The sequence below is a fragment of the Pseudomonas sp. 2995-3 genome (assembly GCF_002742565.1).
GTDB lineage: Bacteria > Pseudomonadota > Gammaproteobacteria > Pseudomonadales > Pseudomonadaceae > Aquipseudomonas > Aquipseudomonas edaphica.
Map to the genome: position 1 here is coordinate 50,265 of NZ_LJSB01000223.1, position 25,318 is coordinate 75,582.

Annotated in this window: 26 protein-coding genes; 13 read left to right on the forward strand and 13 right to left on the reverse strand. The window is 60.6% G+C overall.

From position 1 onward, the window contains the following. Nucleotides 1-8 precede the first annotated feature (8 nt). Nucleotides 9-1,034: a LacI family DNA-binding transcriptional regulator gene (locus AOA62_RS21195; protein WP_099549639.1), complete on the forward strand. Its 1,026-nt coding sequence runs from the start codon at nucleotides 9-11 to the stop codon at nucleotides 1,032-1,034. Nucleotides 1,035-1,067: 33 nt separating this feature from the next. Next, entirely contained in the window at nucleotides 1,068-2,072 is a 1,005-nt protein-coding gene (gene iolG / locus AOA62_RS21200; RefSeq protein WP_099549640.1) for an inositol 2-dehydrogenase, read from the forward strand. Here the strand turns inward: iolG and AOA62_RS21205 are convergent. Continuing rightward, on the reverse strand, nucleotides 2,069-3,229 hold the full coding sequence (locus AOA62_RS21205) for a GGDEF domain-containing protein (protein WP_017138959.1): 1,161 nt from the start codon (nucleotides 3,227-3,229) through the stop codon (nucleotides 2,069-2,071). The two genes, iolG and AOA62_RS21205, sit on opposite strands and share 4 nt — an antisense overlap. Nucleotides 3,230-3,339: 110 nt before the next feature. After that, a complete protein-coding gene (locus tag AOA62_RS21210; RefSeq protein WP_017138958.1) occupies nucleotides 3,340-4,551 on the reverse strand; it encodes an MFS transporter in 1,212 nt (403 codons plus the stop codon). 97 nt (nucleotides 4,552-4,648) lie between these two features. Between AOA62_RS21210 and AOA62_RS21215 the strand changes: the two genes are divergently transcribed. Continuing rightward, on the forward strand, nucleotides 4,649-5,470 hold the full coding sequence (locus tag AOA62_RS21215; RefSeq protein WP_065931628.1) for a helix-turn-helix domain-containing protein: 822 nt from the start codon (nucleotides 4,649-4,651) through the stop codon (nucleotides 5,468-5,470). On the opposite strand, the gene AOA62_RS21220 is transcribed toward AOA62_RS21215, so the two are convergent. Further along, nucleotides 5,463-6,650 carry an MFS transporter gene (locus AOA62_RS21220; RefSeq protein WP_099549641.1) on the reverse strand — a complete coding sequence of 396 codons (1,188 nt, stop codon included), beginning with the start codon at nucleotides 6,648-6,650 and terminating at the stop codon, nucleotides 5,463-5,465. The genes AOA62_RS21215 and AOA62_RS21220 overlap by 8 nt on opposite strands. Further along, nucleotides 6,650-7,672, reverse strand: coding sequence for an alpha/beta hydrolase (locus tag AOA62_RS21225; RefSeq protein ID WP_099549642.1), 1,023 nt, complete (start codon nucleotides 7,670-7,672; stop codon nucleotides 6,650-6,652). The genes AOA62_RS21220 and AOA62_RS21225 overlap by 1 nt, the downstream gene beginning before the upstream one ends. Before the next feature lie 166 nt (nucleotides 7,673-7,838). On the opposite strand from AOA62_RS21225, the gene AOA62_RS21230 reads away from it, so the two are divergent. Next, the gene (locus AOA62_RS21230; protein WP_099549643.1) at nucleotides 7,839-8,756 is read left to right on the forward strand and encodes an AraC family transcriptional regulator; all 918 of its coding nucleotides are present in this window, start codon (nucleotides 7,839-7,841) and stop codon (nucleotides 8,754-8,756) included. Here the strand turns inward: AOA62_RS21230 and AOA62_RS21235 are convergent. Further along, the gene (locus AOA62_RS21235; RefSeq protein WP_017138954.1) at nucleotides 8,731-9,237 is read right to left on the reverse strand and encodes a GAF domain-containing protein; all 507 of its coding nucleotides are present in this window, start codon (nucleotides 9,235-9,237) and stop codon (nucleotides 8,731-8,733) included. The genes AOA62_RS21230 and AOA62_RS21235 overlap by 26 nt on opposite strands. 52 nt (nucleotides 9,238-9,289) lie before the next feature. Next, complete coding sequence (gene proP / locus AOA62_RS21240) at nucleotides 9,290-10,792, reverse strand: glycine betaine/L-proline transporter ProP (protein WP_017138953.1); 1,503 nt, start codon at nucleotides 10,790-10,792, stop codon at nucleotides 9,290-9,292. A gap of 153 nt (nucleotides 10,793-10,945) precedes the next feature. On the opposite strand from proP, the gene AOA62_RS21245 reads away from it, so the two are divergent. Both AOA62_RS21245 and AOA62_RS21250 read left to right on the forward strand, forming a co-directional pair. After that, entirely contained in the window at nucleotides 10,946-11,476 is a 531-nt protein-coding gene (locus AOA62_RS21245; protein ID WP_017138952.1) for a GNAT family N-acetyltransferase, read from the forward strand. Between the two features lie 143 nt (nucleotides 11,477-11,619). After that, nucleotides 11,620-13,023: an MFS transporter gene (locus AOA62_RS21250; protein ID WP_099549644.1), complete on the forward strand. Its 1,404-nt coding sequence runs from the start codon at nucleotides 11,620-11,622 to the stop codon at nucleotides 13,021-13,023. Between the two features lie 137 nt (nucleotides 13,024-13,160). On the opposite strand, the gene AOA62_RS21255 is transcribed toward AOA62_RS21250, so the two are convergent. The 3 genes from AOA62_RS21255 to AOA62_RS21265 all read right to left on the reverse strand — a co-directional run bounded on the left by AOA62_RS21255 (nucleotide 13,161) and on the right by AOA62_RS21265 (nucleotide 15,514). Continuing rightward, a complete protein-coding gene (locus tag AOA62_RS21255) occupies nucleotides 13,161-14,453 on the reverse strand; it encodes a sorbosone dehydrogenase family protein (protein ID WP_017138951.1) in 1,293 nt (430 codons plus the stop codon). Beyond that, nucleotides 14,450-14,875 carry a DUF2231 domain-containing protein gene (locus AOA62_RS21260; RefSeq protein ID WP_017138950.1) on the reverse strand — a complete coding sequence of 142 codons (426 nt, stop codon included), beginning with the start codon at nucleotides 14,873-14,875 and terminating at the stop codon, nucleotides 14,450-14,452. The genes AOA62_RS21255 and AOA62_RS21260 overlap by 4 nt, the downstream gene beginning before the upstream one ends. 126 nt (nucleotides 14,876-15,001) lie before the next feature. Next, entirely contained in the window at nucleotides 15,002-15,514 is a 513-nt protein-coding gene (locus AOA62_RS21265; protein ID WP_017138949.1) for a GNAT family N-acetyltransferase, read from the reverse strand. A 123-nt stretch (nucleotides 15,515-15,637) separates the two neighbouring features. Here AOA62_RS21265 and AOA62_RS21270 point away from each other — a divergent pair, with 123 nt between their 5' ends. Both AOA62_RS21270 and AOA62_RS21275 read left to right on the forward strand, forming a co-directional pair. Next, complete coding sequence (locus AOA62_RS21270) at nucleotides 15,638-16,117, forward strand: ATP-binding protein (protein WP_017138948.1); 480 nt, start codon at nucleotides 15,638-15,640, stop codon at nucleotides 16,115-16,117. Further along, a complete protein-coding gene (locus AOA62_RS21275) occupies nucleotides 16,114-16,875 on the forward strand; it encodes a nucleotidyltransferase domain-containing protein (protein WP_017138947.1) in 762 nt (253 codons plus the stop codon). Before AOA62_RS21270 ends, AOA62_RS21275 begins: the two co-directional genes overlap by 4 nt. 58 nt (nucleotides 16,876-16,933) lie before the next feature. Here AOA62_RS21275 and AOA62_RS21280 read toward each other — a convergent pair whose 3' ends face one another. Continuing rightward, nucleotides 16,934-18,793, reverse strand: a complete 1,860-nt coding sequence (locus AOA62_RS21280) for a methyl-accepting chemotaxis protein (RefSeq protein ID WP_225932994.1) — start codon at nucleotides 18,791-18,793, stop codon at nucleotides 16,934-16,936. Between AOA62_RS21280 and AOA62_RS32510 the strand changes: the two genes are divergently transcribed. The 3 genes from AOA62_RS32510 to AOA62_RS21295 all read left to right on the forward strand — a co-directional run bounded on the left by AOA62_RS32510 (nucleotide 18,677) and on the right by AOA62_RS21295 (nucleotide 20,055). Next, nucleotides 18,677-18,946: a hypothetical protein gene (locus AOA62_RS32510; RefSeq protein WP_236447661.1), complete on the forward strand. Its 270-nt coding sequence runs from the start codon at nucleotides 18,677-18,679 to the stop codon at nucleotides 18,944-18,946. The genes AOA62_RS21280 and AOA62_RS32510 overlap by 117 nt on opposite strands. A gap of 268 nt (nucleotides 18,947-19,214) precedes the next feature. Next, on the forward strand, nucleotides 19,215-19,613 hold the full coding sequence (locus AOA62_RS21290; RefSeq protein WP_232626450.1) for a VOC family protein: 399 nt from the start codon (nucleotides 19,215-19,217) through the stop codon (nucleotides 19,611-19,613). Continuing rightward, nucleotides 19,606-20,055: an NUDIX hydrolase gene (locus AOA62_RS21295; RefSeq protein ID WP_099549645.1), complete on the forward strand. Its 450-nt coding sequence runs from the start codon at nucleotides 19,606-19,608 to the stop codon at nucleotides 20,053-20,055. The genes AOA62_RS21290 and AOA62_RS21295 overlap by 8 nt, the downstream gene beginning before the upstream one ends. On the opposite strand, the gene AOA62_RS21300 is transcribed toward AOA62_RS21295, so the two are convergent. Both AOA62_RS21300 and AOA62_RS21305 read right to left on the reverse strand, forming a co-directional pair. Then, nucleotides 20,052-20,612 (reverse strand): cysteine hydrolase family protein, encoded by a 561-nt coding sequence (locus tag AOA62_RS21300; protein ID WP_017138942.1) that lies wholly within the window; start codon nucleotides 20,610-20,612, stop codon nucleotides 20,052-20,054. The genes AOA62_RS21295 and AOA62_RS21300 overlap by 4 nt on opposite strands. Before the next feature lie 265 nt (nucleotides 20,613-20,877). Continuing rightward, a complete protein-coding gene (locus AOA62_RS21305; protein ID WP_099549646.1) occupies nucleotides 20,878-21,510 on the reverse strand; it encodes a TetR family transcriptional regulator in 633 nt (210 codons plus the stop codon). Between the two features lie 111 nt (nucleotides 21,511-21,621). On the opposite strand from AOA62_RS21305, the gene AOA62_RS21310 reads away from it, so the two are divergent. Further along, nucleotides 21,622-22,278, forward strand: a complete 657-nt coding sequence (locus AOA62_RS21310) for an O-methyltransferase (protein ID WP_099549647.1) — start codon at nucleotides 21,622-21,624, stop codon at nucleotides 22,276-22,278. Between the two features lie 3 nt (nucleotides 22,279-22,281). On the opposite strand, the gene AOA62_RS21315 is transcribed toward AOA62_RS21310, so the two are convergent. Beyond that, nucleotides 22,282-22,902, reverse strand: coding sequence for a LysE family translocator (locus AOA62_RS21315; RefSeq protein WP_017138939.1), 621 nt, complete (start codon nucleotides 22,900-22,902; stop codon nucleotides 22,282-22,284). A gap of 134 nt (nucleotides 22,903-23,036) precedes the next feature. Between AOA62_RS21315 and AOA62_RS21320 the strand changes: the two genes are divergently transcribed. Beyond that, nucleotides 23,037-25,235, forward strand: coding sequence for an OsmC domain/YcaO domain-containing protein (locus AOA62_RS21320; RefSeq protein ID WP_099549648.1), 2,199 nt, complete (start codon nucleotides 23,037-23,039; stop codon nucleotides 25,233-25,235). Nucleotides 25,236-25,318: the final 83 nt, after the last annotated feature.

Genomic DNA, 25,318 nt, shown 5'->3' on the forward strand with positions numbered 1-25,318 from the left:
CGAACCGCATGCTCGAACGCGCAAAACACTTCTCCATCAAGCAGCTCGCGACCCAGGCCGGCGTGAGCAAAGCCACGGTCGACCGCGTGTTGCACCAGCGCGGCAGCGTGCATGCGCAGACCACCCGGCGCATCGAGCAGGCGCTGGATGAGTTGGAGGCCCAGGAAAAAAACGGTCTGGCGGTGGGGCGCACGTTTCACGTCGATGTGATCATGCACACCCCCCAGCGCTTCAGCGCGGCGGTGCAGGCGGCGATCACCGCGCAATTGGGCAGCTTGGCGCCGTTTCGCATCGCGCCGCGTTTTCACCTGTTTGAAGAAATCGAACCCCAGGCCATGCATGACCAATTACTGCGCTGCCTCGACACCGGCAGCCAGGGCGTGGTGCTTAAAGCGGCGGATGAGCCGGCGGTGAATCAGGCCGTCAAGCAGCTGATCGCGGCCGGCATTCCCGTGGTAACCCTGGTCACCGACCTGCCGCAAAGCGAGCGCATCGGTTATGTAGGCATGGACAACCGCACCGCCGGCCAAACCGCGGCCTACCTGATGTCGCGCTGGCTGCCGGCGCAACCCCAGGACGTAGCGGTGGTGATCGGCAGCGAACTGTTCCGTGGCGAAGAAGAGCGCGAGATGGGCTTTCGCGCCTGGCTGCGTGGGCGTGCCCCGCACCTGCGGGTGCTGGATATCAGCGGCGGCTATGGCGTGTACGACCGCACGTTTGAGCGCGTCACCCAGGCCCTCAAGCAACACCCCGAACTCAAGGCGGTGTACAGCGTCGGCGGCGGTAACCGCGCGATTGTCGATGCCTTCACCGCGCTCGAGCGCCCGCTGGAAGTGTTTATCGGCCATGACCTGGACGAAGAAAATCGCCAGCTGCTGCTGGAAGAAAAAGTCGCCGCGATCATCGACCACAACCTGCAGATCGATGCCCGCAGCGTGTTTTTGCACATCCTGCAACACCACCGGCTATGGAAAACCGGGCCGATTGCGCCGTCACAGGTGCAGATCGTGACACCGTTCAACCTGCCGGACTGAAGCTCCCTCAATAACAACGCCAGGAGTTCGACCATGCTACGTATTGCCGTTTTAGGTGCCGGGCGCATCGCCAGGATCCACGCCGCCAACGTCGCCGCTCACCCCAACGCCACGCTGGTGCTGGTGGCCGACCCCTGGCGCGAAGGTGTCGATGCGCTCAGCACACAATTGGGCTGCGAAGCGGCCTATGACTGCGCCGCCGTGCTTGCCCGCCAAGACATTGATGCCGTGGTGATCGGCACGCCCACCGACACCCATATCGACTTGCTGCTGGCAGCGGTGGCCGCAGGCAAGGCGGTACTGTGCGAAAAGCCCATCGACCTGGATATCGCCAAGGCTCGCAGCGCCGCCCAGGCCGTCGAACGCCTGGGCGGCAAGGTGATGCTCGGTTTCAACCGACGTTTTGACCCCGACATGCTGCGCCTGCGCCAAGCGCTGGACGCCGGCCAGATCGGCGCCGTGCGCCAGGTGATCATCACCAGCCGCGACCCCGGCCTGGCGCCGCGTGACTACCTGGAACACTCCGGTGGCATCCTGCGCGACATGACCATCCATGACTTCGACACCGCCCGCCACCTGCTCGGCGAGGAGCCGGTGCAAGTCAGTGCCTTCGCCAGCCGCTTGGTGGACCCGAGCCTGGCCGACATCGACGACTACGACAGTGTGATGGTGCTGCTGCGCACGGCCTCCGGCAAGCAATGCCACATCAACTGCTGTCGCCAGGCGGTGTACGGCTATGACCAGCGCGTGGAAGTGTCCGGCGCCACGGGCGTGCTGCTCACCGACAACCACCGCCCCAGCACGTTGCGCCATTGGAGTGCCGACCACACCGAAGCGCTGGAGCCGTTGCAGCACTTTTTCCTCGAGCGTTACGCGGATGCTTATCGCAATGAGCTAACACAGTTTATTGACGCGCTGAACGCTGGCCGAGAGCTACCGACCAGCGTGCGTGATGGCCTGTATGCCTTGCACCTGGCCGATAGTGCATTGGAGTCGGTGAAGACCGGGCGCAGCGTAGCGGTGCATTACGACCTTTAGCCGAACGTGCCGGTCTGGTCCACCAGACGAATGCTGTCGCGCCCGCCACGCTTGGTTTCGTAGAGCGTGGTGTCGCCTTGTTCGATCAGCGCGGCCAGGCTTGCCGGTGGTTGGTCGAACAGGTTGGCGCCGATGCTCAAGGTCACCGGCGCCGGCGTGGTAAAGGTTTCAGCGGCGACTTGCTGGAACTGTTCACGCAAGCGGCTGCCCAGCTCGACAATCTGCTGGGTCGAGGTGTTGTTCAGTAGAATCAAAAACTCGTCCCCACCCAGGCGCGCAGCTAACGCACTTTGGGGTACGACGCTGCGGATCATCTCGCTGAGGGCGATGAGCAAACGGTCGCCGGCGGTATGGCCGTAGAGGTCGTTGACCCCTTTGAAGTTGTCGATATCGATCAACAGCACGGCGCCTGGCTGGGCCGACGAGACTTGCGCCAACAGGCGGGGCGCTTGCAGGTCAAGGGCGCGGCGGTTGAAGAGCGCAGTGAGTGGGTCGCGGGCCGCCAGCCGCGCGATGTGCTGCTCGCGGCGGTAGCGTTCGGAGCCGGTCATCGACAGCGCGATCAACATGATCGCCATCGCACCTTCCACCAGGGACACCTGGATGATTTCGCCCTTGAAGGCAGCCAGGTCAATCAGTGTGCCGGGGATCATCACTGACAACGCTTTGGCTACATAAAACGCGCCATGGATCAGCAGCACATAGCGCAACTGCACCGCGCCGATGCTGAGTGATTTGCCGTGCGGGCGCAGCAAAAAGCTGGCGCGCAGAGTCGGCGCTGCCACCAGCAGCGACTGCACCGCCAGCATGGCTTTGGACCATGGGAGCTCGGCTGGAAGCATCAGCATTCCCAGCCACACCAGCAGCATCAACAGCCATAGCGGTGAAAGGCGCGCCTGGGTAAAACGCGCCACGCCGAGCAGGAACAGAAAGTGCGCAGTCACCAGCAAGCCGTTGGCGAACCAGATGCCGATCATTAACAGGCCACTGCCGCGCAGCAACGCCAGGGTGGAGCCGACGCTGATGGTCGCAAAACCTGCGGCCCAGAACAGCAGGGAAGCCTCGCGTACGCTGCGCCATTCAATGGCCAGATACAACGCGGCAGCGGCGGCCAGCGCGATGGTCAGAATCAGAATCGTAGGAGGGTCGAGCGTCATGTCGTGCCGGGCTGCCTGGGTGTGCGCTTGAAAATCGGGATTGTAAGCGCACACGCAGGTTTTTCAGAGCATTCCGGCTAATAGCACACGGCCAGCCGATAATCGGCGGGTCAGACGCCTTTGGTCGAAGGCAGCAATATCGTGAGGATGCCCGCCAGTGGCAGGAACGAGCAGATCTTATACACGTACTCAATGCCATGGTTGTCAGCGAGCAAGCCCAGCAGCGCAGCACCAATGCCGCTGAAGCCGAACATCAGGCCGAAGAAGATACCGGCGATCATGCCCACATTGCCCGGCACCAGTTCCTGGGCGAAGACCACGATGGCCGAGAAGGCCGAGGCGATGATAAAGCCGATGACCACGCTGAGTACGGCGGTCCAGAACAGGTCGACGTAGGGCAGGGCCAGGGTGAAGGGCGCCGCGCCGAGGATCGAGAACCAGATGACTTTCTTGCGCCCGATCTTGTCGCCAATCGGGCCACCGGCGAAGGTGCCCACGGCCACCGCGCCAAGGAACAGGAACAGGTACATCTGCGAACTGGCCACCGACAGCTGGAACTTCTCGATCAGGTAGAACGTGAAGTAACTGGTCAGGCTGGTCATGTAGAAGTATTTGGAGAACACCAGCAGCGCCAGCACCACCAGGGCAAAGGTCACGCGGCCTTTGGACAGGCCATGAGTGGCCTTGCCGCCTTGCTTGAGCTTGAACAGGTTGAGGTGGTTGCGGTACCAGCGGCTCAGGCCGTACAGCACCAGAATCGCAAACACGGCGAACAGCCCGAACCAGGCGATATGGCTCTGGCCGTAAGGAATGATGATCGCCGCCGCCAGCAACGGGCCGAAGGCACTGCCGGTGTTGCCGCCGACCTGGAAGGTCGATTGCGCCAGGCCATAACGCCCACCGGAGGCCAGGCGTGCGACGCGCGAGGTTTCCGGGTGAAAGGTCGACGAGCCGACGCCCACCAGGGCCGCCGCCAGCAAAATCGCCGGGAAGGTGCCGACAAACGCCAGCATCAGAATGCCGATCAAGGTGCACACCATGCCGGCCGGCAACAGCCAGGGCTTGGGGTGGCGGTCGGTGTGGTAGCCGATCCAGGGTTGCAGCAGCGAGGCGGTCAATTGGAAGGTCAGGGTGATCAGGCCCACTTGGGTGAAACTCAGCCCGTAGTTGGCCTTGAGCATCGGGTAGATCGAGGGCAGCACGGCCTGGATCAGGTCATTGATCAGGTGGGCCAAGGCGCAGGCGCCGAGGACGCGCATAACCAAGGGGCTCACTTGGGGCGTAGTGGTTGCAGCGGCGGGTGACGCGGTAACGGTCGTCATGCAGGCATTCCATACAGGGCAGCAAACTGAGGTGGCGAGTACTTGAGCCCGGCACCCATTTCTAATTGTTTCGGCGGTTATGCTAAATTCGGTGCCAATGCCTGTCTCACGAAATTCGGGAGGCAACTGTCGCAAAAAGGGCGAAATGATCAAACCACTGAATGAATTTTTGCAGGAAATCGACGCAGGCGACTGGGCTGTCATCAGTTCCGCCACCGATTACCCCGAAAACTGGGTGATCCCCGAGCATAGCCACGAAAAGCACCAGTTACTCTACGCCATCGAGGGCGTGATGGTGGTGCACTCGGCGCACAACCAATGGACGGTGCCGTCCAATCGTGGCTTCTGGATGCCTTGCGGGCAAGTCCACTCGCTGCGCTGTGTCGGCCCGTTGAAAATGCGCAGTGTGTTTGTGCGCCCCGATGCGTTCCCGAACCTGCCGACCGAGACCAAGGCGGTGAGCGTTTCACCGTTGCTCAGTGAGCTGATCAAGGCGTCGGTGAGTTTGAAACCGCCGTATGCCGAGGACTCACGCGATGCGCGGATCATGCACCTGATCCTCGATGAGCTGGCGATTCTGCCGGCCTTGCCGCTGTCGCTGCCGCAGCCCGGCGACCCGCGTATCAACCGGATTTGCCTGGCGCTGCAGCAGGATCCCGGGGATGCGTCGACGGTGGAGGATTGGAGTGGGCGCCTTGAGCTGGACCAGAAGACCATCCAGCGTCTGTTTCGCAAGGAAACCGGGTTGACCTTTGGCCAATGGCGCCAGCAGGCGCGCTTGCTGCTGGCGCTGGAGCGGATTGCGGTGGGGCAGAAGATTATCGATGTTGCCATCGAACTGGGCTACGAGAGCCCGAGCGCCTTTACCAGCATGTTCAAGAAACAGTTTGGCAAGACGCCGAGTCAGTTTTTCAGGTAGGGCGGCTGGCCATCAACCCTGGCGCTGAGTGCCGCGCGGCCAGGCCTGCCAGCAGCGCAGCTACCCCCAGCGTGGCTGCGCTCAGTTCAAAGGTGGCCTGATAACCGCTGTGGTCGAACGCCACGCCACCGACAGTGGCACCGGCAGTAATCGCCAATTGAATGATTGCCACCATTAATCCACCGCCGGCCTCGGCATCGTCCGGCAACACGTGCGCCAGCCAGGTCCACCAACCCACCGGCGCGGCGGTAGCCACGAAACCCCAGCAACCGAGTAACACGGCTGTGGTGATCGGCGAGCCGCCGAAGGCCACCAGGGCCACGGCGATCAACGCCATGATCAATGGAATGGCAATCAGCACAGGATACAGGCGGTTTTTCAGCACGCGCTCTATCAGCACAGTGCCCGCCAGCCCGGCCAGGCCGAGCACCAACAACAGCAACGAGAGTGTGGAGGTGCTGACCCGCGTGGCGCTTTCCAGAAACGGACGCAGGTAAGTGAACAGCATGAACTGGCCCATGAAAAAGCCGCTGATGGCGAGCATGCCCAGGGCCACAGGCGTCTGTTTGAACAAGCGCAGCACGTTGCCAGTCTTGGCCTGGCCTTGCACCTTGATCGCGGGCAAGCTGAACAGCAGCCATAGGCCAGCCGCTACCGCCACCGGCACGACGCAGAAAAATGCGCCACGCCAACCGATCAGTGCGCCGAGAAAACTGCCCAAGGGCGCCGCGATCACCGTCGCCAGTGCGTTGCCGCCATTCACGATCGCCAACGCGCGCGGTACTTGGGCCGTGGGCACCAGGCGCATGGCGGTCGCCGCCGACAGCGACCAGAAACCGCCGATGGCCACGCCGATCAGCGCGCGACCGAGCATGAACGTCAGGTAGTTCGGCGCCAGCGCCACCACGGTTCCAGACAGGATCATCAGGACGGTCAACGCCAACAGCAGACGCTTGCGCTCAACCCGCGCAGCGACGGCAGCGATGACCAGGCTGGTGAGCAAGGCGAGCAGACCGGACACCGAGATGCCTTGGCCGGCCTGGCCTTCGGAAATCTGCAGGTCGGCGGCCAACGGCGTCAGCAGGCTTACCGGCATGAACTCAGAGGCCACCAGTGCGAACGCCGCCAACGACATCGCAAACACCGCAGCCCAGCTATGCATCTGTGATTTATCGGGCATTATTTCAAGTGGCCTTTGAAGAAAGTGGCGAGTCTGTCGAAAGGGATCAGATCGACCCGGTCGTAAAGATCGACATGGCCTGCGCCCGGGATAATCAGCAGTTCCTTGGGCTCGGCCGCGCGTTGGTAGGCGTCTTCACTGAATTCACGTGAGTGCGCGTCGGCGCCGGCGATCAATAACAGCGGGCGAGGGGATAGCGTCTCGATATCGTTGAAGGGGTAGAAGTTCAGGAACTTCACATTACTGGTCAGGGTCGGCCGCGTGGTGGTTTGCGGTGAGCCGCCGACGGGTGTGAATTCGCCGCGCGCCGTACGGTAGAAATCGTAAAACTCATCACCCACCGCATCGCCGGTGAGGGTGGCTGGCGTGCCGCCGGTGTAGACGGTCTCGCCGCCCTGGAATTCCACATAGCGCTGGTTGGCGGCCTGGCGCAGCAGTTGCTGACGTTGCGCCAGCGTCACGCTATGTTTGAGGCCATTGCGGTTGGCCGCACCCATGTCGTACATGCTCACGGTAGCGATTGCCTTAAAGCGTGGGTCAATCTTCGCGGCGGCAATGGCGAAGCTGCCACTGCCGCAAATACCGATCACACCGATGCGCTCGCGATCAACTTGCGGGCGGGTACCGAGGAAATCCACGGCAGCGCTGAAGTCCTCGACGTAGAGGTCGGGCAGCACCGCATTGCGTGGTGAGCCTGCGCTATCGCCCCAGAATGACAAGTCCAGAGACAAGGTGACGAAGCCTTGTTCGGCCATTTTGGTGGCGTAGAGATCTGCGCTCTGCTCTTTGACGGCGCCCATCGGGTGCCCAACCACAAGGGCTGGGTTTTTTGCGCCGGGGGCGAGGTTTTTCGGCATGAACAAATGGCCCGCCACCGCCATGCCGTACTGGTTGTTGAAGGTGACGTTTTGCACCGTCACTTTGTCGCTTTTGTAGAAGTTGTCAGCACCGTTGGACATATCGGCTCCCAATGAAGAAAAAGACGTCAGCAGCACGCTCAGGGCGAGCAAAAGGCTTTTCATGGCGTGATCCCGGATAAGGTTGGTCCGCGCATTTTCCCGGCATGGACCGGCGTTCTGTAGTGCGTTCCAGTGGATTACTTGCCTGATCCTCTGAGTCTTGTGGGTTGTCGGTGACACTTGCTTGGTGTGCGCGGTACAGTTCGGTCACGCCTTAAAAGAGCCTTTTATGACGATTAATCCATTGCCCCTGGACGCCTTGATCCAGGCGATCAACGCGCAGGTCACGGCGCCCGGCGATTACCCCATGCCAGTCCCGGGCCTGGGCTTTTATCGGCGTGAGCAGCCGGCAGCGCCGGTGGTGTGCATGGTCGAGCCGTGCGTCGTGCTGGTCGCCCAGGGTGAAAAACAACTGTGGGTCGGCGGTGAAGGCTACCCCTATGACCCGACGCGGTTTCTGCTGACGTCTTTGGATATCCCGGCCAACTCCGAAGTGCTGGTTGCCAGCCCGGCCCGGCCCTGCCTGGGCCTGACCTACAAACTGGACCTGCGCATCCTCGCCGAGCTGATCGCCCAGAGTGAGTTGCCGCCCACTCGGGAGCGGGCAGTGATGAAAGGGGTGGGAATCGGCACGGTCACCGAAGGCATGCTGGCAGCGTTCGCACGCTTGGTCGCTTTGCTGGACGAACCCGAGGCGATCCCGGTACTCGCGCCGTTGATTCAGCGTGAAATCCACTACCGGCTGTTAAACACCGACCAGGCCGGGCGCCTGCGCAGGATCTGCGCCGTTGACGGGCAGGGCTATCGGATCGCCAAGGCGATCGATTGGCTGAAGCTCAACTACACCGCACCGTTGCGGGTGGAGGAGTTGGCGGCGCGGGTGCAGATGAGCGCTGCCACCTTTCATCATCACTTTCGTCACCTGACCGCGATGAGCCCTTTGCAGTATCAGAAATGGCTGCGCTTGAATGAAGCGCGGCGCTTGATGCTCAACGAACATCAAGACGTGTCCAGTGCGGCGTTCAAGGTGGGTTATGAAAGCCCGTCACAGTTCAGTCGCGAGTACAGCCGGCTGTTCGGTGTGCCGCCCAAGCGCGACATGGCCGCCTTGCGCGGCAAGCTCACTGATCAACCGAGCTCAAGTTAGCGAAAAAAATACAGCCAATCAGCCGCGCAAACAGGCTCAGGGTTTCCGGCAGGTTGGGGTCTTCAAACAGCATCGCGCGCGAATCCAGCGCGCACAATGCGCCGAACAGGCGCCCATCAGGCAGGAAGATCGGCGCACCGGCGTAGCTTTCGATGGCGAACTGCTTGACCACCGGGCGCGCGGCGAAGCGGCCGTTGTGGCTGATCTGCGGGATGAACAGGGTCTGCGGGTTGATGCAGAACTCACTGCACAGTGTGGTTTCGAGGTCGAGCACGTCGTCGACATGAATGCCCATGTCGGCCGTGTCGTGCACCGAGCAGACGACCCACTCAAGGTCAGTGAATTTGGCGATGCCGGCAAAGCGCATGCCGGTCAGGCGGGTAACCAGTTGCAGGATGCTGGTAGTGGCTTCTATTTCGGCGATGGCAGCGCGTTCGTCGGCGCTGAGTAGCGAGTGTGCTGCGGTGACGCTTGGAACCATGTTCAGGCACTCCAAAGGCATGGCGGCAGGGGCCGCCACACCAGGTCAGTAGTCAGTTGATGCGTGGGTGCTGCTGCACCAGGTTCTGGCGCTTGGCTTCCAGTTCGGCAATCTGAGTGTCGATGTCTTCGATCTTCTGCTCGATATTGTCGTGGTGCTCTTGCAGTATTTCCTTGGCTTCTGCCATGTCCGAGGCCGCAGGCGCGGCGCCGCGCAGTGGCTTGTTGGCGGTTTCCTTCATGGTCAGGCCCGTGATCAAGCCGACCACGGCAAACACCATCAGGTAGTAGGCGGGCATGAACAGGTCGTTGGTGCTTTCCACCAGCCACGCCACGGCGGTGGGGGTGACACCGGCGATCAATACCGAGACGTTGAACGCACTGGCCAGCGCGCTGTAGCGCAGGTGCGTGGGGAACATCGCCGGCAGGGTCGAGGCCATCACGCCGATAAAGAAGTTGAGGACCACCGCCAGGATCAGCAGGCCGGCGAAGATCAGGCCGATCTTGCCGCTGGTGATCAGCATGAACGCCGGAATGGACAGGAACAGCAGGCCCACGCTGCCGGCGATGATGAAGGGTTTTCGGCCGATCTTGTCACTGACAAAGCCGATAAATGGCTGCACGAACAGCATGCCGACCATGATCGCGATGATGATCAGTACGCCGCTGTTTTCTTTGTAATGCAGGTTGTGCGACAGGTAGCTGGGCATATACGTGAGCAGCATGTAGTACGTCACGTTGGTGGCCGCGACGATACCGATGCAGGTCAGCAGGCTGCGCCAATGCTGGGTCGCGACTTCCTTGAACGAGACTTTGGGGCCGTGGGTCAGGCCCTGGCGGTCGCCTTGTTCGAGCTTGTCCATGTGCTGCTGGAAGGCCGGGGTTTCTTCCAGCGCGTGACGCAGGTACAGGCCGATGATGCCCAGGGGCAGGGCGAGGAAGAACGGCAGGCGCCAGCCCCAGGCCTCGAAGTCAGCTTCACCGAGGATCGTCGAGATCAGTACCACGACGCCGGCACCGAGCACAAAACCGGCGATGGAGCCGAAGTCCAGCCAACTGCCAAGGAACCCGCGTTTACGGTCCGGCGCATATTCGGCGACAAAGATCGAGGCGCCGGTGTATTCACCGCCCACCGAGAAGCCCTGGGCCATTTTGCACAACAGCAGCAGGATCGGCGCCCAGATGCCTATCGAGGCGTAGCCGGGGATCAGGCCGATGGCGAAGGTGCTCAGGGACATGATCACGATGGTGGCGGCCAATACTTTCTGCCGCCCGTATTTGTCACCCAGGGCACCGAAGAACAGGCCGCCCAGCGGGCGAATCAGGAAGGGCACGGAGAAGGTACCCAAGGCAGCGATCATTTGTACGCTGGGCGAGGCGTCGGGGAAGAACACCTTGCCGAGCACATAGGCGACGAACCCGTAGACACCAAAGTCGAACCACTCCATGGCGTTACCCAGTGCGGCGGCGGTGATCGCCTTGCGCACCTTGGTATCGTCGACGATGGTGATGTCTTTCAAACCGATGGGTTTGACGCTTTTCTTACGTAATTTCATGCGGGTCACTCTAAAACTGAACAGGGGAGGTGCCATCGTTGCGATGGCACCGCTCTGTCAGTTCAGATACAAGCCGACATGAAATAATTCACCTCTATTTGCGTTTTTTTGCTGATGCGTTGAACTTCATGGCATCAACAAGGAATTATGCGCATGCCTGACACCCTCTCACGGCTGATCTACCGCAAGCCCGAAGCCAACGATGTGCAGCGATTGTTCGCGATCTTCGGTGACCCGCAGACAAATATGTTCAACCCTGCAGGGCCGATGGCCAGCCTGGAGCACGCCCAGCGTGTGCTCAACCATTGGCTCGAACAGTGGGCCGCCCAGGGTTATGGCTGGTGGGCGATCGCCCGTAAGGAGCAGCCTGGGCACCTCATTGGCTTTGGCGGCATAGCGCCGCTTAATTACCTGACCGAGCGGCGCATCAACCTGGGTTATCGCTTCGCCGTGGAGGCGTGGGGGCAGGGCTACGCCACCGAGCTGGGTCGGGATGCGCTGGCGCTGGCCTTCCAAACACTGAATCTGCCGGAGGTTTTCGGTCTGGTGCGACCCGATCATGCGGCTTCGATCCGTGTGTTGGAAAAGCTAGGCATGCAGCCCTACGGCCTGCTCGACGATGTACCGGGCAAGGCGCCTAGCCGGGTGTTTCGCGTTTGTCATCCTACAACCGCTTTGAACTGATTGTTTATACGCCCAAGTAATACCTGAAGAAACGGCAATCTTTCAGATTGACACCGCCAAGGCGCCCGGCTATAAAAGTCGCAGTTGTACGACGACATATGACGTTACATATGTCCTATCTAACAAAAATAAAAAGTGATGCCATGAATTTGAATGAGCCCATCAACGCCCACCGCGTCGGCCAGGCAGTCGGCAACTATCGCTGGACCATCTGCGCGATGTTGTTCTTTGCCACCACCGTCAATTACCTCGACCGCCAGGTGCTCAGCCTCTTGGCGCCGCAACTGTCGACGCAATTTGGCTGGAGCAACACCGATTACGCCAACATCGCTGCGGTGTTCCAGTTCGTTTATGCGATTGCCATGCTGTTTGCCGGGCGGTTTGTCGACAAGATCGGCACCAAGGCGGCCTATGTGGTGGCGATTGCCATCTGGTCCACCGGCGCGATCATGCATGCGTTCTCGGTGCCGATGGGCGCGGGGATTGCCTCGCTCAGCGCCGCCATCGGCCTGGCGGTGATTCCGGTATCGATTGCTGGCTTTATGCTCTCCCGCGCCGTGCTGGCGATTGGCGAGGCGGGCAACTTCCCCATCGCGATCAAGGCTACTGCGGAATATTTCCCGAAAAAAGAACGCTCCCTGGCCACCGGCATCTTCAACTCCGGCGCCAACGTGGGTGCAATCCTCGCGCCGATCTGTGTGCCGCTGATTGCCGGCATGTGGGGCTGGGAAGCCGCGTTTATCGTGATCGGCATGCTCGGGTTTGTGTGGGTGGCGGTGTGGTCGATGCTCTATGAGAAACCGGAGCAGCAAAAGCGCTTGTCCGCCGAAGAACTGGCCTACATCCGCAGTGACCAGACCGTACAGCCTTTCGCGCCTGAGCCTGTGGGGGCGACGCCGAAAAAAGTCTCGTGGTTCAAGCTGCTGACCTACCGCCAGACCTGGGCGTTCGCCTTCGGCAAGTTCATGACCGACGGCGTGTGGTGGTTTTTCCTGTTCTGGCTGCCCACGTACCTGTCGGCGCAATACAACATGAAAGGCGCGGATATCGTGATGCCGTTGGCCGTGCTGTACAGCATGACCATGGTCGGCAGTATCGGCGGCGGCTGGTTCCCCAGCTACTTTATGGCGCGCGGTGATGCCCCGTATGACGGCCGCATGAAAGCCATGCTGGTGATCGCGCTGTTCCCTCTGGTGGTGCTGTTGGCGCAACCGTTCGGTTACCTGAGCTTCTGGGTGCCGGTGTTGTTGATCGGCGTGGGCGCCTCGGCGCACCAGGCGTGGTCGTGCAACATTTTCACTACCGTGTCGGATATGTTCCCGCAAAAAACCGTGGCATCGGTGGTCGGCATCGGCGGTATGGCGGGGGGCCTGGGCGGTGTAGTGATGACCAAGATCGGTGGCTGGGTGTTCGACTACTACAAGTCCATCAACGACATTCACACCGGCTATATGATCATGTTTGCGATCTGTGCCCTGGCCTACCTCGTGGCGTGGAGCGTGATGAAAGCGCTGGTGCCGCGGCATAAGGAAATCACTGACCTGTAAACCCGTCCCCTGTGGCGAGGGCGCTTGCTCCCGTTGGACTGCGTAGCAGTCCCATGCTCTTGAAGCAAAGAGCAGGGGCCGCTTCGCAGCCCAGCGGGAGCAAGCTCCCTCGCCACAGTGGCAAGGTTCAACGGCGGTTACCGATTGCGCGTCACCCGCCAAACGGTGTTGGCCAAGTCGTCAGCAATGATCAGCGCCCCTTTGGGGTCGACCGTCACGCCCACCGGGCGGCCACGGGTCTTGCCGTCGTCGCCACGGAAACCGGTGGCGAAATCAATCGGTTCGCCAGCCGGCTTGCCGTTGCTGAACGGTACGAAGATCACCTTGTAGCCCACCGGGTTGTCGCGGTTCCAGCTGCCGTGTTCGCCGACAAACACGCCGTCGGCGAATTGTTCACCCATGGCCGGTATCGAAAAATCCACGCCCAGTGCCGCAACGTGCGAGCCCAGGCTGTAATCCGGCTTGATCGCGGCCGCCACTTTCAGTGGGTTCTGCGGTTGCGCGCGGGGGTCGACGTTCTGGCCCCAGTAGCTGTAGGGCCAGCCGTAGAAGGCGCCTTCGCGCACTGAGGTGAGGTAGTCCGGCACCAGGTCGGGGCCGAGTTCATCGCGTTCGTTGACCACCGTCCACAATTGCCCCGAGCCCGGCTGAATGGTCAGTGCGGTCGGGTTGCGCAGGCCGGTGGCGTAGGGCTTGTGCGCGCCGCTGGCTGCGTCGATCTGCCAGACCATGGCGCGGTCGATCTCCACTTCCATGCCGCGCTCGGTGATGTTGCTGTTGGAGCCAATGCCCACATAGAGCTGGCGCCCGTCTTCGCTGATGGCCAGGGATTTGGTCCAGTGATGGTTGATCTGCGCCGGCAGGTCGATGATTTTGGTTGGCGCGCCGCTGGCTTTGGTCTGGCCGTCGGTATAGTCGAAGCGCACCAGGGCATCCTGGTTGGCCACGTACAGCTTGCCGTCGGCGAAAGCCAGGCCATAGGGCGCGTTGAGGTTGTCGGCAAACACGGTCTTGAGCTCGTAGTTGCCGTCACCGTCGGCATCGCGCAGCAACGTGAGGCGGTTACCACCCTTGACCTTGGTGTTGCCCTGGGCCTTGATCACGCTGGCGATTACATCCTTGGGCTTGAGCTTGGCCGCACTGCCGCCACGGCCTTCGGCGACGATGATATCGCCATTGGGCAGCACCAGGGTTTGCCGAGGAATGGCCAGGTCGGTGGCGATGGCCGTGACGCTGTAGCCTTGCGGCACCGTGGGTTTTTGCTCGCCCCAGGGTGTCGGCTCGGCAATCTTCATGCTCGGCAGCAGGCTGCTTTGTTGCTCGGGCAGTTTGGGATCGGGACCGCGTGCCTGGGTTTTGTCGCCGGCGTCGCCACACGCGCTCAGCAACAGCGCTGCGCTCAGCAAGGTCAGCGTATTGAGTGGGTTCATTTGGCAGCTCCCGAGCGCAGGTTGGTCAGGCCGACCCATGTGGCAACAATCGCCAGAACCGTCACGATCACCGACAGTACCAGGCCAACAGGCATCATGGCGTAGGCGTCCTTGGCATGTTGGAAGGCGTTGACCAGCCCGAGTCCCCAGGTGATCAGTAACAGCAGGAAGTACGCGGCGGGGCGTCCGCCTTTATGCTCGGCGCGCACCAGGTTGACCAGCGCGAACAACAATGCAAAGCCACAAAACACTAAGGCACCGGCGATCAGCCAGGACGCGAAGTTGGCCCATTGGATCTGATAGGTCTGGCCGTAGGCGATGTCACTGAGCAACGTGCCCAGAAACAACGGCACGGTGCCGGCCAACAGGGTCGAGTGCAGCGGGCCAGGCCTGACGAGTGGGTAGGCGGGAAGGGTGGTCATGGGGTCGCGGCTCCTTGTTTTATCCAACGCCCCGGGGCGGGGCAGCGCATAGGGAAGGAGCGTAGAGCCTGGCGGATAGTTCAGCGCAATTCGTGTCGAAATATTATTTCAGGGTTTGACAGCGCCTCAACGGGTCCACACATAGCGCACCTCTTCCAGCGTCACGCCACCGCGCACCAGCGTGCGACGGCTACCCGGGTCTTCAGTGCCGCCAAAGCGTGTATAGAAACGTACGGCTCTTTGGTTGGCGGCTAAAACCCATAAGGAAATGCGTTTATAACCCTGTTCAACCAAACGTTGGAAACCCGCCTGCCACAATTGCGCGCCGATGCCGTGACCCCAGTAGTCCGCCAACACGTAGATAGCCATGACCTCTCCCGATGCGACCTCAGGCGTGTCCGTATCCCGGCAAAGGCCCAGCGACAGCCAGCCGATAACGTTGCCATCCACTTCGGCGACTAATACGCCAGCGTCTTGGCTTTCAATCAAGCGCGCCCAGTTAGCCTCTTTCTGCGGCAGTGTTGTGCTCAGCGAGGCCAGAAAATCTGCTGGCATCAGGTCTACATAAGCCTGTTGCCAACTGCTCACATGCACCTGAGCGATGTGCTTGGCGTCCTTGGGCAATGCATCGCGAATCATAACCATCCCTTGTCGTTAATTTGTCGAAACCAGGGTGCCCATTCACTGTTACAGAATAGGTTCTCATTATGCAGAACCCTGAAAACTGGCATGCTTCAGGGCCTGACAAAAGGAACCCTGTCCATGCCAACCCTGCACCTGCTGTGCGGCAAGATCGCCTCCGGCAAATCCACCCTGGCCAACACTTTGGCCGCTGAACACGCCGCCATCCTGTTGAGCGAAGACCATTGGCTCGCCACACTTTACCCAGGCGAAGTCCTCTCGATTGCCGATTACGTGAGCTGCGCCCAGCGTATTCGAGGTGTGCTCGGGCCGTTGGTGATCAACGTGCTGCAATCGGGCATCAACGTGGTGTTGGACTTCCCAGCCAATACGCTGGCTAATCGCGAGTGGCTGCTGAGCTTGGCTCAGGCTGCGCAAGCGCCGCACTGCCTGCACTATCTGGAGCTGGATGACGCCACCTGCCGCAGCCGTTTACAGGCGCGCAATGCCCAGGGCGAGCATGATTTCGCCGCCACCGACGCCGAGTTTGACCTGATCACCCGCCATTTCTGTGTGCCGAGTGAGGCGGAAGGCCTGGTGATCGAGGTGCATCACCCATGAGTACGGTGACCGGTGTGGATGCCCAGGGCTGTGTGCTGACGCTGGGCAATGCCGCCTTCCAGCCTGAGTTTGAGCCGCTGCTGGCGGATGTCATCGCCAGCCTCTCCCAGTCCGGGCTGGACGGCATTTATGTGTATGGCAGTGTCGCCAGGGGCGAAGCAAGCCCAGGCGAATCGGACCTGGACCTTAGCCTGATTCTGCTCGAACCGCCGGATGCACAGGTATTGGCACACTTGGAAACGCTGCGCCAGGCGCTGGAGCAACGCCACCCGGTGGTCACCAAGATTGACTTCGATATCGGCCACCGCGCCGAAGTACTGGCGCCCGAAAACGCAAATAAATGGGGTTTCTGGCTCAAGCATCATTGCCGTTGTGTGTGGGGCGAGGATCTTTCGCTGCGCTTTGAACGCTTCCAGCCTTCGCGCGAAATCGCCCTGGCGTTGAATGGTGATTTTGAATCCGTGTTGAGCGGCTATCTCAACCTCATCCATCAGGCCAATACCCCAACCGAGCGCCTGCGGCTGCAACGCGAAGCGGCTCGCAAGCTGATTCGAGCGACCAACATATTGCGCGGCCCCGACGCGCCCTGGCCGTACACCCTCGAAGAGCACGTTGCCTTGTTCGTACAGCATCACCCCGCGATGCGCATCCAGATCGCGTATTTCCTGTTCGAGGCGCGAAACCCGAGTGCCGTGGGCGAGCCCTTCAGCGTGCGACTGCAAACCTTTATCGACTGGATGGTTTCACAGCAGGTATAGACAGCAGGTATAGATAGGTAATTTGGCACTCAGGCTCACTTTACCTACGCTGCGCACATCAGGATTTAAAACGCCCGACCAAGCCATTCAGCTCCTGCGACAGGCTCGATAACCGCCCCGAATCATCCTGCGCAGCATTGGCCAGGCTCTCCACCAACCTTGCCTCGTCATAGATCTGCTGGATATGGCGGTTGATTTCTTCGGCCACGCTGTGTTGTTCCTCGGCGGCGGCGGAAATCTGCAGGTTCTGGTCGCGGATCTCGTTTACCGACAACTGGATGCCCTCGAAACTGTCCCGCGCGTTTTCGATGGACGACACGCTGGCGCGGGACAGGTCCAGGCAACTGCTCATCTTCTGGGTGACTTCTTCGGTCTTGCTGCCGAGGGTGCCGAGCAACTGCTCGATCTCGCCGGTGGAGTCGGAGGTGCGCTTGGCCAGCGCGCGCACTTCATCGGCCACCACGGCAAAACCACGGCCCTGATCACCGGCGCGGGCGGCTTCGATGGCGGCGTTGAGGGCCAGCAGGTTGGTCTGCTCGGCGATGGCGCGAATAGTGCCGAGGATCTGGTTGATGCTGCGGCTGCCGGCTTCCAGCTCGACCATGGCCTGGGATGACTCGGTCAGGCGGCGGCCCAGGCGGTTGACGTTATCGGTGGTGACTTCGATCTGCTGTTTGCCTTCGGCCACACGGCGATGGCCGTTCTCGGCCGACTCCGCCGCGCCGCTGCACGAGCGTGCGACTTCGTTGGCGGTGGCGACCATTTCATTGAACGCGGTAGACACCAATTCCACCGCTTCACGCTGGCGCCCGGCGGCTTCGTTCATGTTATGTGCCACTTCACTGTTGACCCGTGACGCGTCCTGAAGATTGGTGGAGGCCGCGCCAATATGCTGGATCAGTTGACGGATTGCGGCGAGGAATTTATTGAACCAGCCCGCCAGCTCGGCAGTTTCATCCTTGCCCTGTACTTGCAGCTCATGGCGCAAATCGCCTTCACCCTGGGCGATGGACTGCAAGCCGGTGCTGACCTGGCCGATCGGTTTGACGATCACCTTGGAAAACGCCGCGGCGATCAGCCCGAAGATCAGCACCAGCACGGCCACGATTGCCGTGGTCAGGTAGGTCATGCGCGTCGCCGCCGCCATGACTTCGTTGTATTCGATCAGCCCCACATACCGCCAGCCCAGGCCCGGTGAGGTCCACACGTTGGCCATGTAGCGCACGCCGTCGATGACCACCTCGGTTGAGCCCTGGGGCGTCTCGGCCAAGTGCGCATACGGCGCGCCGAGGTCCTTGAGCGGCTTGAAGTTGTGCGCGGCGTTGCGCGGGTCGACCAGCACCACGCCGTCTTCGATCAACATCACGTAGCCGCTTTCACCCAGCTTGATGCTTTTGAGCAATTCGGTGAGGTTCTTCAGCGACACGCTGACCACGAACACCCCCTTGGCCTTGCCGCTGCTGTCGAGCAGAGCACGTGCGGTGCCCACCAGCGCCACATCATCCTTGTCATAGTAGTAAGCGGGTGTGCGCACGGTCTTGTTGGGGCTGGCCATGGCAGCCTTGTACCAGGGACGGGTGCGCGGGTCGTATTTGGCCAGTTGTGGGTCATCGGGCCATTTGGCGTAGGTGCCGTCTTCGAGGCCAATGGACAGAATCGCAGCGGAAGGGTGGGTGGCGCCAAAACGGGCAAACTGGTCGATTACCTGCTGCGCCTGGGCGGGCATTGGCTGACTCGCGGCGTTTGCAGGCTGATAATCTTTTAGAGTGTTCACTGAAGTGTATACAGGATCAGCGGACATTTGATCGACGTTCTGCAAGGTGCCGTCGAAGAATTGCCGGATATTGCCATCGATCTGACGTATTTCGCGGGTGCTGCCATCAATAAACTGATCGACCGCCTGAGTCCGCGTGTTCATGACGGAGATAACTGCAACCAGGCTAACCGGGATAAAGGCGACAGAGACGAACGCGAGAACGAGCTTGTTTTTTATTTTCATCGAGACGACCACTGGGCGAAGAGGCGATTTGATATCACTGACTGTCTCGGCCCGAGGGTTATAAATCTTTAGCTTTATTTTGTGTACAACAAAAAATGTTTTTGTCCTGAAAATTTAACCATGCCGAAGCATGGGGCCCGCCAGGTTGAAAGTGTTGAGCCCCGAGGTGTTTTCACCGTTAAGATGCCATCGATATTTTTTCATTAAGGATGATGCATGCCACTGATCACGGAACGTGTCGCACTGGCCCGCAGCGGTGCCAACGATAAAGTCATCTGCCGCATGGCCTCAGGTTGGGCGGTGATGGGCGATGCATAGAAATAATCTGGTCCCGGAATTGATGGTGACCGACCTGAACCGCAGCCTTGAGTTCTGGGTCGGTTGTCTGGGGTTCACGGTGGCTTATCAGCGCCTGGAAGACGGCTTCGCGTATCTTGACCTGGACGGAGCCCAGGTGATGCTTGAACAAGTCGACCCACTCGCCAGTCAATGGCTCACGGGGGCGTTGGAACGGCCGTTCGGGCGCGGCATGAACCTGCAAATTGATGTCGTGGCGGTACATCCGGTTATTCAACGGCTGGAGAGGGCGGCCTATCCCGTGTTCAAGGCCTGCAAAGACGTGTGGTACCGGGCAGGCGAGGTCGAGGTTGGGCAGCGCGAGTTTCTGGTACAGGACCCGGATGGTTATCTGGTAAGACTGGTAGAGCGGCTTGGTGAAAGGAAGAGAGACAATGCGTGAGCGCAAGGCGGCACGCCTTTTGGTGATCAGCCCGGCTCGAAAAGTGCTGCTGTTCCGGTTCGTCCACAAGGACGGGGCACTGGCCGGCAGGAATTACTGGGCGACGCCCGGCGGCGGTGTTGAAGCCGGGGAAACCTTTCCCACCGCTGCGATCCGTGAGCTGCGTGAAGAGACCGGCATTGTGGTCAGTGACGTACAAGCGCCGGTAGCAGATCGCCGATTTGAGCTGATGCTACCCAGTGGTGAAACGGTGTTGGCCATTGAGCAGTACTTTGTTGTGCAGGCGCAAAACGAGCACCTGTCGCGAGACGAATGGACTGTGCAAGAAGCCCAAGTCATGGCGGATCACCATTGGTGGTCCACCGAGGCGCTGCATTCGACGGCAGACACGGTATGGCCAGAAGGGCTTATCGACATGCTCGCGCAGGCAGGCGTTTTTTAAAGCATGGCCAGGATATCGGCAGTGGCTGTGACCCTGGCGTAATCCATCGCCAGGTTGCTGAGCGACAGTGCATGCACATCCTCGGCAGGCCAGAGGCGGCCCGATAAATCGGCTTGATCAAAGGTGTAGCAGGCGTCCGCCGCCACTGTTACCTCAAAACCCAGGTTGCCGCCGGAGCGCGCCGTAGACTCGACAGAGTTGTTGGTGATCACCCCAACGATCACCAATTGCCGGATCCCACGCACATGCAGCCAACGCTCCAGGCCGGTGGCGGCGAACGCATCCGGGACGTTTTTTTCCACCACATGCTCATGCTTGAGCGGTGCCAGTGCCGGCTGGAACTCACAGCCCGGTTGGCCCGGCCAAAACACCGAGCCTTCGCTGCGGGACATGTGCCGCACATGCACCACGGGGCGATTGGACTGCCGCCATGCACGCTGCAGGTGCTGTATCTGCACCTCGGCGTCGGGGTTATTGCGGCGCCCCAGCGTGGGGTCATTCATGCCTTGCTGCATGTCGATGATCAACAACGCGGCGTTTGTGGCTAGCGGTTCCATGGCACATCCTTTGGCTGGATCAGGCGCGAAACATAGCAGCGATTGGGCGTGCTTAAACAGGTCTATTGTTCGAAGCTCATTTGCACGATGCACATCGATCCAAAGTGGGAGCTGGCTTGCCTGCGATAGCGGTCTATCCGTGCATACATCGGTGACTGACCCATCGCCATCGCAGGCAAGCCAGCTCCCACAGTCGCCGATACTCCCATCGAGCGCTGGTGCCTTCAATCGCCGTGTGAACCTTCCGCTACGGCTTCGTAAGCAATCAGGGCCGATTGAGTGTATTCACATAAGCACTGAACATAGCGGCCATGCCATCGGCATACACCTCGATTTCGGCAGCGGTGCGCGGGCTGAAGGAAAAGTCCTTGCCCACGCAACCCAGCGTGCTGCGGATCAGGTCACACGCCAGTGCGCGGGTTGCGTCGGGCACCTCGGGCAGCAACTCATGCATGAATGTCTCAAAGGCTTGCCGGCCGGCCGCGCGCACTTGCTCCGCTTCCGGCGCATCGCGGTACAGCGGCGCCGCGTCGTGCAGCGCACCGCGCATCAGCGCCTCTTCGCACTCGGAATGGATAAATGCATGCACCAGTGTGCGCAGGCGGGTCAGCGGCGCTACGGCGGTTTTTTCGAGGATGTCGCGCAGCATTTGGGTGGTCTGCTGCCACTCATCGCTCTGCAATCGAAACAGGATCGCGGCCTTGTTGGGGAAGTATTGGTAGACCGAGCCGACACTCACGCCGGCTTTTTCCGCGACCCGCGCGGTGGTGAAACGCGTAGCGCCTTCCTTGGCCAAAACCTGAATAGCGGCTTCGAGAATCGCCGCCACCAACTCGGTCGAGCGTGCCTGTTGTGGCTGTTTGCGCGAGGCAATACGGGGCGTCTGGCGGGTGGTCATTTGGGGTTCCGAGCGCTGGGCGAACGCGAATAGCGAAGGCGATGAATCACTCGCATACTTTTAATGCGACGAATTACTCGCATCTTAGTCCCCATTCGACGGAAATCAATCATGACCACCCTGACCACTGCGCCTCTTGCAGCCCTGATCGAACGCCTCTACGCCCAAGCCAATGCGGCGACCAGCCCGCTCATCGATACTGTGTCGCCGCGAGAGCGCAACCGCCTGATGCACAGCAAAACCGAGTACCTTGAGCTTTACACGATGCTCAAGGATCTGTGGCTGCCCGTCTCGCGTGACACCGGCAACCTGCTCTATATGCTGGCCCGCAGCAGCCATGCAAAAGCTATTGTCGAGTTCGGCACCTCGTTCGGGTTGTCCACCTTGTTCCTGGCTGCCGCACTGCGCGACAACGGCGGCGGCGTGTTGATCGGCAGCGAATTCGAACCGTCAAAGATTGCCCTGGCGCGCGAACATTTCATCGAAGGCGGCGTCAGCGACCTGATCGAGGTACGTGAAGGCGACGCGCTGGTCTCATTGGCTGCAAACCTGCCGCAAACGGTCGACCTGCTGCTGCTCGATGGCGCCAAGTCGCTGTATGGCGATGTGTTGAACCTGTTAGAGAAGCACCTGCGGCCGGGCGCGCTGGTGGTGGCTGACAACACCAACTACTGCCCTGAATACCTGGCGCACGTGCGCGAACCTGGGAACGGCTATCTGTCGGTGCCGTTTGCCGATGATATCGAACTGTCGATCCGCCTCGGCTAAGGTTCAGCGCTTGCTCAATGCCAAGCGCGCGGCGAACAACACGAAGATCATGCCGGTGGTGCGGTCCATCCACCGGATCACCTTTTCCCTGCGCAGGAAACCGGACAGCGGCCGGGTGGCGCCAATCAGCAGCAGTGACCACAGCAGGCCCAGCAGCACATGAATGCTGACCAGGCCAAAGGTCCAGGCAATCAGCGGCTGGCCTTGGGGGATGAATTGCGGCAGGAAGGACACGTAGAAGATGCCCACTTTGGGGTTCAGCACATTGCCCAGCATGCCCTTGAGGAACCAGTTGCCGCCCGGTTTGCCCTCGGCTTTGGCGGGTGACAGTGAGCGGCGTGGGCGCACCAACATGTTCAGGCCCAGCCACGCGAGATAAGCCGCGCCGCAATATTTGAGCAGGTTGTACGCCAGCTCCGACACTGCAATCAAAGCGCCCAGGCCAAACGCCACGGCCGCGCCCCACAGCAAGCAACCGGCGTTGATGCCGAAGGTGGCGTGCAGCGCCTGGCGTTTGCCTTCGACTGTGGCGGTGCGTAGCACCAGCGCGGTATCCAGCCCCGGCGTGAGCGTGAGCAGGGTGGCGGCGAAGGTAAAGGCGAGGAGGTTATCGGTAATGGACATGGGCCGATGGCTCAAAGTGTGGTGGGTGGACGTTAGCACCGATCGGCAGCCGATTCGCAAAACCCTGAGACTTCCCGGCGAAAATCTTCATAATGGCGGCCAATTTGTTTAGCTCGTTATTCTGGTGTGCCCGCATGGAAATTAAGGTCAACTTTCTCGACAACCTTCGGCTTGAAGCCAAGTTCGATGACTTCACGGTGATTGCCGACCAGCCGATTCGCTACAAAGGCGACGGTTCGGCCCCGGGTCCGTTCGATTACTTCCTGGCTTCGTCGGCGTTGTGCGCGGCGTACTTTGTGAAGCTGTACTGCGCAACACGCAATATTCCCACCGAGAATATTCGCCTGTCACAGAACAACATCGTTGATCCGGAAAACCGCTACAACCAGATCTTCAAGATCCAGGTCGAGTTGCCAGCGGACATCTCCGACAAGGACCGCCAGGGCATCCTGCGTTCCATCGACCGCTGCACCGTGAAGAAAGTCGTGCAGGCCGGGCCGGAATTTGTGATCGAGGAAGTGGAAAACCTCGACGCGGATGCGCAGGCATTGTTGATGCCCAATTCCACCTCCGAGGCGGGCACCTACATCGCCGGCAAGGACCTGCCGCTGGAGCAGACCATCGCCAACATGTCCGGCATTCTCGCCGGCCTGGGCATGAAGATTGAAATCGCCTCGTGGCGCAATATCGTGCCCAACGTGTGGTCGTTGCATATCCGCGACGCACACTCGCCGATGTGTTTCACCAACGGCAAGGGCGCAACCAAGGAAGGCGCATTGGCGTCTGCCCTGGGCGAGTTTATCGAGCGGCTGAACTGCAACTTCTTCTACAACGACCAGTTCTGGGGTGAGGAGCTGGCCAATGCGCCGTTCGTGCATTACCCGGACGAACGCTGGTTCCAGCCTGGGCCCAAGGACGAGCTGCCGAGTGAAATTCTCGATGCCTACTGCCTGAAGGTCTACAACCGTGAGGGCGAGCTGCGTGGCTCGCACCTGTTCGACACCAACTCGGGCAATGAAGAACGCGGGATTGTTGCGCTGCCGTTCGTGCGCCAGTCCGACGGCGAAGTGGTGTATTTCCCGTCCAACCTGATCGAAAACCTCTACCTCAGCAACGGCATGAGCGCGGGCAATACCTTGGCTGAAGCCCAGGTGCAGTGCCTGTCGGAGATCTTCGAGCGCGCCGTGAAGCGCGAAATCATCGAAGGCGAGTTCGCCTTGCCGGACGTGCCCGCAGAAGTGCTGGCCAAATACCCTGGCATTGTCGCGGGTATCGAAGGCCTGGAAGCCCAGGGCTTCCCGGTGCTGGTCAAGGACGCATCCCTGGGCGGCGAGTTCCCAGTGATGTGCGTCACCCTGATGAACCCGCGCACCGGCGGCGTATTCGCCTCGTTCGGCGCACACCCAAGCATGGAAGTGGCGCTGGAACGCAGCCTCACCGAACTGCTCCAGGGCCGCAGTTTTGAAGGTTTGAATGACCTGCCGCAGCCGACCTTTGAAGGCCAGGCGGTGACCGAGCCGAACAACTTTGTCGAGCACTTTATTGACTCAAGCGGCGTGGTGTCGTGGCGCTTCTTCAGTGCGCAGTCGGACTATGAGTTCGTCGAGTGGGACTTCTCGGGCGAAGGTGAAAATTCCAACGCCGAAGAAGCCGCCACCCTGTTCGGCATTCTCGAAGGCATGGGCAAAGAGTCCTATATGGCGGTGTACGAACACCTCGGCGCCACGGCTTGCCGGATCCTGGTGCCGGACTACTCGGAAATCTACCCGGTGGACGACCTGATCTGGGACAACACCAACAAGGCGCTGTTTTTCCGCGCCGATATCCTCAACCTGCACAGCCTTGACGAGGAGGCGCTGCAGGCGTTGGTCGAGCGACTGATCGAAAGCGAGCTGGACGATTACACCGACATCACCACCTTGATCGGCATTGAGTTCGACGACAACACGGCGTGGGGTCAGTTGACCATCCTGGAGTTGAAACTGCTGATCTTCCTGGCCTTGCAGCAATATGAGGAGGCCAAGGAGTGCGTGGAGATGTTCCTGCAATACAACGACAACACCGCTGAACGCGGCCTGTTCTACCAGGCCGTGAACGCAGTGTTGGAGATGCAGTTGGACGACGACCTGGACCTCGCCGATTACGAGGCCAACTTCCGCCGAATGTTCGGTAACGAGCGGATGGATGCGGTGATTGGTTCGGTGGACGGCTGTGTGCGGTTTTATGGCTTGACCCCGACCAGCATGAAGCTGGAAGGCCTGGATCGGCATTTGCGCTTGATCGAGAGCTATAAAAAACTGCACTCGGCGCGGGCCAACGTCACTTCAGCCTGACACAATCCCCCTTGTGAAAGCTGGCTTGTGTGGGAGCTGGCTTGCCTGCGATAGCATCACCGCGGTGCAACTGATACACCGAG

What these genes read in the sequence shown, in the direction of transcription:
- AOA62_RS21215 (WP_065931628.1), top strand. Translation starts at nt 4,649, where the DNA reads ATGCCTGTCTCACGAAATTCGGGAGGCAACTGTCGCAAAAAGGGCGAA.
- AOA62_RS21205 (WP_017138959.1), bottom strand. Translation starts at nt 3,229, where the DNA reads ATGACGCTCGACCCTCCTACGATTCTGATTCTGACCATCGCGCTGGCC.
- AOA62_RS21210 (WP_017138958.1), bottom strand. Translation starts at nt 4,551, where the DNA reads ATGACGACCGTTACCGCGTCACCCGCCGCTGCAACCACTACGCCCCAA.
- AOA62_RS21225 (WP_099549642.1), bottom strand. Translation starts at nt 7,672, where the DNA reads ATGAAAAGCCTTTTGCTCGCCCTGAGCGTGCTGCTGACGTCTTTTTCT.
- AOA62_RS21260 (WP_017138950.1), bottom strand. Translation starts at nt 14,875, where the DNA reads ATGACCACCCTTCCCGCCTACCCACTCGTCAGGCCTGGCCCGCTGCAC.
- AOA62_RS21255 (WP_017138951.1), bottom strand. Translation starts at nt 14,453, where the DNA reads ATGAACCCACTCAATACGCTGACCTTGCTGAGCGCAGCGCTGTTGCTG.
- AOA62_RS21230 (WP_099549643.1), top strand. Translation starts at nt 7,839, where the DNA reads ATGACGATTAATCCATTGCCCCTGGACGCCTTGATCCAGGCGATCAAC.
- AOA62_RS21295 (WP_099549645.1), top strand. Translation starts at nt 19,606, where the DNA reads ATGCGTGAGCGCAAGGCGGCACGCCTTTTGGTGATCAGCCCGGCTCGA.
- AOA62_RS21320 (WP_099549648.1), top strand. Translation starts at nt 23,037, where the DNA reads ATGGAAATTAAGGTCAACTTTCTCGACAACCTTCGGCTTGAAGCCAAG.
- proP (WP_017138953.1), bottom strand. Translation starts at nt 10,792, where the DNA reads ATGAAATTACGTAAGAAAAGCGTCAAACCCATCGGTTTGAAAGACATC.
- AOA62_RS21245 (WP_017138952.1), top strand. Translation starts at nt 10,946, where the DNA reads ATGCCTGACACCCTCTCACGGCTGATCTACCGCAAGCCCGAAGCCAAC.
- AOA62_RS21280 (WP_225932994.1), bottom strand. Translation starts at nt 18,793, where the DNA reads ATGAACACGCGGACTCAGGCGGTCGATCAGTTTATTGATGGCAGCACC.
- AOA62_RS21270 (WP_017138948.1), top strand. Translation starts at nt 15,638, where the DNA reads ATGCCAACCCTGCACCTGCTGTGCGGCAAGATCGCCTCCGGCAAATCC.
- AOA62_RS21195 (WP_099549639.1), top strand. Translation starts at nt 9, where the DNA reads ATGCTCGAACGCGCAAAACACTTCTCCATCAAGCAGCTCGCGACCCAG.
- iolG (WP_099549640.1), top strand. Translation starts at nt 1,068, where the DNA reads ATGCTACGTATTGCCGTTTTAGGTGCCGGGCGCATCGCCAGGATCCAC.
- AOA62_RS21220 (WP_099549641.1), bottom strand. Translation starts at nt 6,650, where the DNA reads ATGCCCGATAAATCACAGATGCATAGCTGGGCTGCGGTGTTTGCGATG.
- AOA62_RS21300 (WP_017138942.1), bottom strand. Translation starts at nt 20,612, where the DNA reads ATGGAACCGCTAGCCACAAACGCCGCGTTGTTGATCATCGACATGCAG.
- AOA62_RS21235 (WP_017138954.1), bottom strand. Translation starts at nt 9,237, where the DNA reads ATGGTTCCAAGCGTCACCGCAGCACACTCGCTACTCAGCGCCGACGAA.
- AOA62_RS21310 (WP_099549647.1), top strand. Translation starts at nt 21,622, where the DNA reads ATGACCACCCTGACCACTGCGCCTCTTGCAGCCCTGATCGAACGCCTC.
- AOA62_RS21305 (WP_099549646.1), bottom strand. Translation starts at nt 21,510, where the DNA reads ATGACCACCCGCCAGACGCCCCGTATTGCCTCGCGCAAACAGCCACAA.
- AOA62_RS21290 (WP_232626450.1), top strand. Translation starts at nt 19,215, where the DNA reads ATGGTGACCGACCTGAACCGCAGCCTTGAGTTCTGGGTCGGTTGTCTG.
- AOA62_RS21275 (WP_017138947.1), top strand. Translation starts at nt 16,114, where the DNA reads ATGAGTACGGTGACCGGTGTGGATGCCCAGGGCTGTGTGCTGACGCTG.
- AOA62_RS21250 (WP_099549644.1), top strand. Translation starts at nt 11,620, where the DNA reads ATGAATTTGAATGAGCCCATCAACGCCCACCGCGTCGGCCAGGCAGTC.
- AOA62_RS21315 (WP_017138939.1), bottom strand. Translation starts at nt 22,902, where the DNA reads ATGTCCATTACCGATAACCTCCTCGCCTTTACCTTCGCCGCCACCCTG.
- AOA62_RS21265 (WP_017138949.1), bottom strand. Translation starts at nt 15,514, where the DNA reads ATGATTCGCGATGCATTGCCCAAGGACGCCAAGCACATCGCTCAGGTG.